Here is an 11,107-nt window from a genome sequence, read left to right on the forward strand (position 1 = left end):
TTATATTCAAAAAACGAGTTCAACTCAAATATTTGCAACTACAGCATCGAGTTTAATGGTTCAGGGGTCGAATGATGATGTCAATTGGAGCAATCTATTGCCGGCTGCAATACCTTCACCAGGAAATGCCACTAATGTTACTGCAAATGGTGCTGTTTCTTTAACCAATTCAAATAAATTTCAAATTTCAACCAATGTTGGAGCATACAAATATTACAGGATTTTTGGATTAGTTTCAGCCAATATTTTAGGAGGAATAGCCTCAGAGTTTTATTTTGATGTCAACAATCAAACGTATCAGGCTTCTTATTATCTAAAGCCAGTCTGTACTGATGATGCGGATGGTGATGGTCTATTTAATCACTTGGACCTGGATTCAGATGATGATGGCTGTAGTGATGCCTTGGAAGGGGGAGCTACGACGTCTCAAGTTGCCAATTTCCAATTTACCGGGCCTTTTGGTGCAAATGGTCTTGACAACTCCCTAGAAACTGCCGTAGATTCTGGAGTGCCTTCGTTCAATTATACCTATAGTTTTGCTAGAGACCCCAAGATCAAAGCATGTGTGGATACGGATGGAGATGGTATTCCCGATATATATGACCTAGATGATGATAACGATGGGATTTTGGATTTTGTGGAGTGTGAAACTGCAGAAACGATTTTCCCAGATAATTGGGTTTTTAAAGGGGCTTCTACCTATCTGACAGAAACTGACGAATACCGTTTAACTGAAGCAGTTGGTTCTCAAATTGGTGCCATTTGGAATAAAAATTATATTAATCTCAACAAAGATTTTAAAGCCAATTTCCAATTATTTCTTGGAGATGATGATGGTGGTGCTGATGGAATTTCATTTGTGATCCAAAATTTGGGTAATGATACTCCTCCAACTTCTGGTGGTGGCTTGGGCTATTCTGGAATGACTAATTCTTTAGCTGTAGAATTTGACACCTATTTTAATAGTTCTTTCGGGGATGTTGTAGATGACCATGTTGCTATTCATTACAACTCTACTTCGGGTAAAGTTGCAGGAGCAGTTTCATTGGGTCAAATTGAAGATGGATCGTATCACGATGTAGGCATTGATTGGAATGCAAGCACCAAAACATTTAAAATCTATTTTGATGGCGACTTGAAATTGACCCACACTGATGATGTGGTTAAAAATTTATTTAATGGTGAAAACAAGTTGACTTTTGGATTCACGGCTTCAACAGGATCTAGAACAAATCTTCAAAAATTCAAGGATTTTAGACTAGATGTGCCTTGTGATACAGATGGGGATGGTATTCGCAATGACTTGGATTTAGACTCAGATGCCGATGGTTGTCCAGACGCACTTGAAGCAAATGTTGTAGGTACTTTAAATACAGGCGCCATTACCAATAAAGTAAATGGTGTCCTGACCACTACCGCCAATGTGGCCAATGCAATTGCTGCCGGAGGATATGGATCAAATGGATTTGCAGATGCCTTAGAAACTGAACCTGAAAGTGGAATATACATTAGTTCTTACACCTATAATTATGCCATTGATGATACAATAAACGCCTGTTTAGATTCAGACGGTGATGGTGTACCAGATGTATTTGATTTAGATGATGACAATGATGGGATTTTGGATACTGAGGAGTGTTTAAAAGTTGAGATGCCTATATCTTGTGCTGATCCTTCGTTTGGTTTCACACAATCTATTGGAAATACTGGTTGTATGACTGTTGAGTCTCCTTCTCCGGATTTGATGACCGTTGGTGGAGGTTATATGTTTCCTGGCATGAGTCCTAGTCCCGATGGTGGTGCATTTTTGTCTAATGTATATCAATTAGGTGTTTGGGATGAATTTTCAAGCGTTACTGTTTTCGATCTCATACCTGGTCAAACCTATGCTGTTGAATTTTGGCAAGCTGCACCAGGAATGTTCTCCAGTGGCAGGAAATCTTGGACATCTGATGGATACTTTGATCTTGTTCACAAGCAATCAAATCAATCCATTGGTACGACTACCGTTTCTACTGGACTATCAACTGTAACTGAGGGTTCACAAATTAAATGGTCGTATGAATCCGTTAAATTTGTTGCTACAAGTTCAACGATGTCATTCTATTTTAAGGCAAGAGCCACGGATTCAGTAGAAGGTGTTAGAATGGCCATGGATGGCTTAAAAATTGTAGGCTACAATTGCTCTTATGATTCTGACGGCGATGGTATTCCTAATTATTTAGATTTAGATTCAGACGGAGATGGCTGTCCAGACGCGATAGAGGCTGGCACTGCTCCAGTTGGTACTACACCTTTCTCAGCAACAAGCTTTTTTGATAACACTACTACAGGCACCAATGGATTCAGAGATGTATTGGAAACTAGTCCAGAATCAGGAGTTTACAAGGGCGTATACACCTATAATTATGCCATTGATGATACAATAAACGCCTGTTTAGATTCAGACGGTGATGGAATTCCAGATGTCTTTGATTTAGATGATGACAATGATGGTATATTAGACAGTATTGAATGTCCAGACCCTACAAATTGTCCAGATACCGATGGTGATGGGATTCCTAATCATTTGGATTTAGATTCAGACGGTGACGGTTGTCCAGATGCTATTGAAGCAGGCACAGCGCCACTCGGCACCAGTGCATTCAATGCTGTAAGTTTCTTTGATCCTAGCACTACAGGCGCCAATGGTTTCAAAGACAGCTTAGAAACCGTAGTAGAAAGCGGTTTGTATAACGGTATTTACTCCTATCAAAATGCTACGTCTGAATTTATAAATGCTTGTTTAGATTCTGATGGGGATGGCATTCCTGATATAGACGATTTAGACGATGACAATGATGGGGTTTTTGATCACATTGAATCTTTTAGTTGTTATGTATGGCCAAGCCAATGGAATACTGCAGACAAACGTTTTTACGCAAAAGTAAGCTCAGATTTATTTCCAGTATCGGGATTTGTTGCTGAAAATTTATTAGATAATAATGCCGCCGTTAATGCCTGGCAGTTTTCAACAACAATTGCACAGGCTCAGTTGGATAGAACCATTTTCCAAGTGTCTTTTGCAAAACCGATTCAGTTGAATACCTGGTACATTTCAAAATCCTCTACGACACAAATCATTGGAGGATCTAGCAGTGTGATGCTTCAAGGTTCAAACGACAATACTACTTGGACCAATTTATGGACTACTGCGGCGAATCCTGCCAATACTGCTAGTGTTACCACTGTTAATGGTAGAGTAGCTCTTTCTAATGTAAATGTATTTACAGTAAATACCAATGCAGCACCTTATCAATTCTACCGCATACAAGGGGTTACGGCGGCTAACATCTCCACTGGTATAGCTAGGGAGTTCTTTTTTGATGTAAATACAGCGGCTTATAATCCATCTTTTTTCCCAATTCCTGCAAATTGCACAGAAGACAAAGATGGGGATGGCATTCCTAATCATTTGGATTTAGACTCCGATGGTGATGGTTGTAGCGATGCTTCAGAAGCAGGAACTGTTACAAACTTTACTGCTACTACTGTGGTTGGGCCTTATGGACCTAACGGTTTTGCAGACAGCATTGAAACCAATGAAGACGGGATTTATACAGGAGACTATACCTATTATTATGCCTTAGACGCTCAAATAAAAGCGTGTACAGATACCGATGGAGATGGTATTCTTGATATTGATGATTTAGATGCCGACAATGATGGGATCTTGGATAGCGATGAGTGTAACATCCCTATGGATCCGTTTGAACAAGTTTTTGAACGCTCAAAAGTGATTTCTTCTGCCTTCCACGGGTCTATATTCAAAGCTGCAGATGGTAAATTTTACATCACTGGAGAAACAGCACGTGCAAATCTTTTACATACTAATAGGCCAATAGAAATTTCGCCAGCGAACGGCTACCCTTACGAAGGTAAAATTTTACACGGTCACGCATTTTATTCAGGAAATTATCTGATTTTAACCACTAAAGGGCTTTATGCTTGGGGAAGAAATAGCACGACAAAATATTACGGCAATAATGCTATTCAAGTTACTGGAAGCTTTAGAAAAATTCCTTTGCCAGAAGGTTTAGATCCTTTGTCGGTAAAATCTTTATCTGTATCTATATCTCCAAGAAGTGGGCTTTTAATGGCAATGCTGTTACGAGATGGCACCATCACAACTTTCAACGTTGGTCCCACAGGTTCTACTAATTCCTTTTTTATGAATGGTGCGGGTTTAACTGCCCATACTGAAAATTATACCAAGGTGTTAACCGCTCCAAATATCCCTTTGACCAATATTACTTATGTGGAGATATCAAGTGAAGCAGCCTTTGCTTTTGATAGGGCCAATAAAAAATTCTACACTTGGGGCTTAATTACTAACTTGGGTAACGGCTCTGCTCCAACTAGACGTAGTTTTGCTACGGAAATGGTTTCACCGCTTCCACCGGGTGTAGATCCGGTTTGGGTGCAAGTGACACCTTCTGTAAATTACTTTGTTTTAGGTTCAGACGGAAGGGTGTACGCAATGGGCGAGGGGGCACTTGGATTAAATGGGCAAGGCAACACTACTACCTTAAATACTTGGGTTACCGTTAAAAATGAAGCGGGTACAGGGCCTTTGACCGATGTGGCGTATCTAAGTGCTCAAAACTCCTTTGGTGGTGTTAATACTGCATCTGTTATCTTAAATTCAGGCAAATTGTTATCCTGGGGTTCAAATGCTTCAGGTATGATTGCTGTAGGTAGTGTTAACGGTTTAAGAACCTTACCGACATTGCCCAATGGAATTCTAGCCACAGACAAAATATGGGTGGTAGAAAACGGAGGACACATTACGCCGGTGATAAAAGACGGATTGATTTGTAATTCCGGTCATAATGCCAATGGGGCTTTTGGAGATGGAACTAGTGGCGATAGATCTTCTTATGCTTGTTTTCCTTTACCGTTTAAGGTTGTAGATTATACCTGTAACCCAGACATCGATGGTGATGGTATTCCTAACTATTTGGACTTAGATTCAGATGGTGATGGTTGTCCTGATGCGATAGAATATTATGGCACAACTGCTGCTGTGGGTACAGATGGAAACGATCAATATGGCAACGGAAATCCGCCACCTTCTAATCCAGACGGGACCGTAACTGCTGCAAGTTATGATGGAGATTATACGAATGCAAGTACTGAAGGAGCTCCAGCAAACATTACCGTACAACCTGCAGATGTAACTGCTATTGTGGGAGATAATAAATCATTTACTGTAGTGGCAACTTCAGATAATGGTTCACTAAGTTATCAGTGGCAAATCAGTACAAACGGGGGTGCTACTTGGACCAACTTAGCTGATGCTGGAATTTACAGTGGCGCATTGACAAACGAGCTTACCCTGACAGGAGTAACTACCAATCTCAATAACTATCGTTACCGCGTTGAAATTTCTAGTGCAACATACATTTGTCCAGTAATTAGTGATGAGGCAATACTTACTTTAGGGGATTTCCCTTTATTGGTAAATGATGTCTTTAATACCGATGAGGATACCCCTGTTTCAGGCTCTGTTTTTGACAATGATACCGCACCAACAGGAACAACTTTATCGCTTACAAGCTTTACTGTTAATGGAGTGACTACCACCGTAGATCCTTCAACAGGAGGTACACTTGTGATACCAAATATGGGAACCTTAACAATGAATGCAAATGGTACATTTACATTCACTCCTGAGCCAGATTATAATGGCGCTATTCCACAGATCACGTATACTGCTCAGGATTCTAATAATGTGGAAGCATCTGCTACATTAAATATAAATGTGGCGCCTGTGAACGATCCACCTATTGCAGATGATGTAATCGTTACAGTACAAGAAGATACACTCCTGATTGGGGATGTACTTTCAAATGACACAGATGTTGATGGAGATATCCTTGTAGTGTCAAGTTTTACCATCAATGGTGTTACTTATAATCCAGGAGATACTGCGTCTATTCCAGGAGTAGGAAACATTGTAGTCAATGCAGATGGGAGCTATACTTTTACGCCAGCGCTTAATTTCAACGGACCAGTACCTGTAGTTTCATACCTTATTAGCGACGGAAATGGAGGTTCAGATACAGCTAATTTGAATATTACTGTAGCAGCTGTAAACGACAATCCTACGCCGGTAAATGATATTTATTCCTTTGTAGCCAATGATTCGGATGGAAATATTTTAACATCATCTGGAAATATTTTAACCAATGATTCAGATGTAGATGGTGATCCGCTTACGGTTACATCTTTCACTATTGGAGGTGTTACCACAACAGTTGACCCAACTTCAGGCGGCACTTATGTAATACCAAATGTGGGGACGATATCGATCGCTGCGAATGGTGATTTGACATTTGTTCCAAGCAATGATGTGAACGGAGATGGAACTCCGGGAGATTTCTTTACCGGTAATGTGCCTACAATCACGTACACCGTGAGTGATGGCAATGGCGGTACTGACACTGCCGGGATCGATATTTTTGTGGATTCTGCAAACATAAATCCTGTAGCTAATGCTGATGCAATTACTATTGATGAGGATGCTGTAGCTTCAGGCAATGTGTTGACCAATGATACAGACCAAGATGATGACGATTTATCGGTAGTTTCCTTTACAATCGGAAATCAAACATATCCAGCGGGAACTACAGCTACTGTTCCTGGTGTAGGAACCGTAGTGATCAATGCGGATGGTACTTTCACATTCACGCCTTTCCAAGATTGGAACGGTACAGTACCGGCCATAGCATACACGATTACAGATGGCGAAGGTGGTCTGAGTACAGCCAATTTACTAATTACGGTAACACCTGTTAATGATACCCCAATAGCTGTAAACGATGATAATATCGTTACCCCAGAAGATATACCTGTGATAGGAAATGTATTGACAAATGACTCTGATCCAGAGGATGCACTTGATGGAGTAGTTTCCTTTACTATTAATGGTGTACTCACACAAGTAGATCCTGTTACTGGAGGAACTTATGATATAGCCGGTGTTGGTACACTTACCATGGCTAAAGATGGGTCATTTACTTTCACACCAGCTGAAAATTATAATGGGCCTGTACCTCCAATTACTTATACCATAGCAGATAATGAAGGCGCTACGGATAGTGCGAGTTTAAATATTGCTGTGTCTCCAATAAACGACAACCCAGTAGCTGTAAATGATCTTGTTTCAACAGATGATCAAACGCCAGTGGGTGGCAATGTATTGGATAATGATACAGATGTTGAAAGTGATGATTTAAGCGTTCTAAGCTTTACCATAAATGGTGTGACTTATCCAGCGGGTAGCTTAGTCAATGTTCCTGGTGTAGGTTCATTTATAATGAATACTGATGGAACCTTTAATTACACACCGCAATCAGGTAATGTGACCGACGTCGTTGTTGGCTATACCATTAGTGATGGTAATGGAGGTACTGCAAGTGCAACACTTACCATTGAGATAGATGCATTGGATACAGATGGAGACGGTATTCCTGATTTTCAAGAAATTTTAGATGGTACAGATCTAAATGATCCTTGTTCTTATGATGCACAGAATCAAGTTTTAGCGAATGTAAGCTCAGCTTGGTTGGCATTGGATTGTGACAATGATGGCTTAACCAATCAACAAGAAATAACAATAGGTACGGACCCATTAAATGCAGACTCAGACGGTGATGGTGTACCAGACGGTCAAGAAGTTGAAGATGGCACAGATCCTTTAGATCTATGCGATTATGATCCACAGAGCCAAGACCTAGATGATGTAACTGCAGCTTGGTTGGCATTGGATTGTGATAATGATGGTTTAACGAATGGGCAAGAAATAACAATAGGCACAGACCCATTGAATACAGATTCAGATGGCGATGGAAATCCAGATGGTACAGATCCTTATCCTACTGTACCTACAGCTATTGATGATGTGTTTGCTGTTGATCCAACGTCAACAAGTGCTACTTTAAATATTTTAGCAAATGATGATTTTATCCCTGGACCTCAAATTACAATTGTAAGAGCTACAGGAGAAGATGCTGGAGATGCAGAAGGAACAGTGAGCTTTAATCCGTTAACGGGTGAATTGACTTATACGCCTACAGTTGCAGAAATTGCAGCAGGTTCTGTCACGGTAGGTTACACGGTTTGTAACGGTACAGTATGTGATACAGCAATGGTGACTATTGTATATTGCGACATAAATGACCCTGATGCAGACTGTGACAATGATGGCTTAACCAATGGCCAAGAATTGGCATTAGGTACAGACCCATTGAATCCAGATTCAGACGGTGATGGTGTTCCTGATGGTCAGGAGGTAGCAGATGGTACAAATCCAACCAACCCTTGTTCATATGATCAACAGAGCCAAGACCTTGAAGCCGTTACTGCAGCTTGGTTGGCATTGGATTGTGACAATGATGGTTTAACCAATCAACAAGAAATAACAATAGGCACAAATCCATTGAATGCTGATTCAGATGGAGATGGTGTGCCAGACGGTCAGGAAGTAGCAGATGGCACAAATCCTTTAGACTTATGTGATTATGAAGCAGCAAGTCAAACAGGAACAACCAGCACAGCTTGGAACAATGCAGATTGTGACGGTGATGGGGAGAGCAATGCTACTGAGATAGCCAACAATACAGATCCACAAGATCCTTGTTCATTCACTACGGCACCAGCAGTTGGTACTCCTGCATATGCATCGTGGGCAGCGCTAGATTGTGATGGTGATGGTGTAACCAATGGTCAGGAAATGATTGATGGTACTGATCCAACCGATCCTTGTACTTACGATACTGAGAGCCAAGATTTAGCCACTGTAACTGCAGCGTGGTTGGCATTGGATTGTGACAATGATGGTTTAACGAATGGAGTAGAATTGAATATGGGCACAAACCCATTAAATTCAGACACTGACGGTGATGGAAATCCAGATGGCGCAGATCCTCATCCTACTGTACCTACAGCTATTGATGATATTTTTGCTGTTGATCCAACGGCAACAACTGCTACCTTAGATATTTTAGCAAATGATGATTTTATCCCTGGACCTCAAATTACAATTGTAAGAGCTACAGGAGACGATGCAGGAAGTGCACAAGGAACGGTAAGCTTTAATCCATTAACGGGTGAATTGACTTATACGCCTACAGCTGCAGAAATTGCAGCAGGTTCTGTCACGGTAGGTTACACGGTTTGTAACGGTACAGTATGTGATACAGCAATGGTTACTATTGTATATTGCGACATAAATGATCCTAATGCAGACTGTGACAATGACGGTTTAACCAATGGCGAAGAATTGTTATTAGGTACAGATCCTTTGAATCCAGATTCAGATGGTGACGGTGTTCCTGATGGCCAGGAAGTAACAGATGGTACTGATCCAAGCAATCCTTGTTTATATAATCCACAGAGCCAAGTTTTAAATAATGTAACTGCAGCTTGGTTGGCATTGGACTGTGATAATGATGGCTTGACGAATCAAGAAGAAATAACACAGGGAACAAATCCTTTGAATTCAGATTCAGATGGTGATGGTGTACCAGATGGTCAGGAAGTGACAGACGGTACAAATCCTTTAGATGTATGTGATTATGAAGTAGTAAATCAAATAGGAACCACCAGCACAGCTTGGGACAATGCAGATTGTGATAATGATGGTGAAAGCAATGCTACAGAGTTAGCTAATGGTACAGATCCACAAGATCCATGTTCATTCACTACGGCACCAGCAGTTGGAACTCCTGCGTATGCTAATTGGTTGGCTGCAGATTGTGATGGCGACGGTGTAACCAATGGACAAGAGATTGCAGATGGTACTGATCCAAATGATCCATGTTCTTATAATGTTGATAACCAAGACTTAGATAATGTAAGTACTGCTTGGTTGGCACTAGATTGTGATAATGATGGCTTGACGAATCAACAAGAATTAGCATTGGGTACTGATCCACTGAATGCAGATACCGATGGGGATGGCGTATCGGATGGACAAGATAGATGTCCTTTGATAGTTGGACAGCAACCAACAGGTTGTCCTGCCGTTATGGTCGTAGACTTCAACGTGACGGATATCAATGTACCGGTGACAGGTGATGTGAGTACGAATGATGAGGTACCAGCGGGTACGACTTATGGTACACCACAAGCACAGACGGACAATCCAGCGGGCGCGACGCTTACGATGAACGCTGATGGAACGTATGCGTTCACTGCGACCGAACCAGGAGTTTATACTTATATGGTACCGGTATGCGGCCCGGGTCAGACTACAGACTGTCCATTGTCACCATTGCAGATTACGGTATTGGATCCATTGTCGGATGACAATGCACCGGTGGTGAATCCAGACATTGCTACAGCGAAAGAGGATACACCGGTTAAGATCGATGTACTAAGCAATGATGAATCAGGTAATGTGGGTACGGATCTGAATCCAGCAAGCTTAACGATAACAGAAGAGCCTGAGAACGGCACAGTGACAATAAATTCAGACGGCACGGTGACCCATACACCGGATGCGGGCTTCACGGGTACGGATGTGTTCACGTACACGGTATGTGATACGAGCGATCCTGCGAACTGTCAGACGGGTACCGTTACAGTGACGGTAGTTCCTGAAGATATGCCAGAAGTAACGACAGCTGCAGATGACTTTGCGGTGGTACAGGCAAATGGAGATGGGACAGCTAGTGCTACGGGCAATGTATTGGCTAATGACAGCAATACAGACCCTGATGCGGAGTTGACTGCCAGCTTGGTAACTGATCCAGCTACGCTGCCGGGTACCTTGGTATTCAATGCGGATGGCACGTACACGTTTACCCCAGATGCAGGCTTTGCAGGTCCAGTGGAAGTGGTGTACACGGTATGTGATGATGCTACACCAGCCTCTTGCGCAACAGCTACGCTACATATCTTGGTAGAGCCAGCACCGAAGACACCAGTAGACTTCAACGTGACGGATATCAATGTTTCGGTGACAGGTGATGTGAGTACGAATGATGAGGTACCAGCGGGTACGACTTATGGTACACCACAACCACAAACGGACAACCCAGCGGGCGCGACGCTTACGATG

Annotated in this window: 1 protein-coding gene; it reads left to right on the forward strand. The window is 41.8% G+C overall.

From position 1 onward, the window contains the following. Nucleotides 1-11,107, forward strand: an 11,107-nt coding sequence (locus tag IEV57_RS18960; RefSeq protein ID WP_194383037.1) for a cadherin-like domain-containing protein, incomplete at both ends; no start/stop codon positions are given.

The sequence above is a fragment of the Belliella aquatica genome (genome assembly GCF_014637795.1).
Taxonomy (GTDB): domain Bacteria; phylum Bacteroidota; class Bacteroidia; order Cytophagales; family Cyclobacteriaceae; genus Belliella; species Belliella aquatica.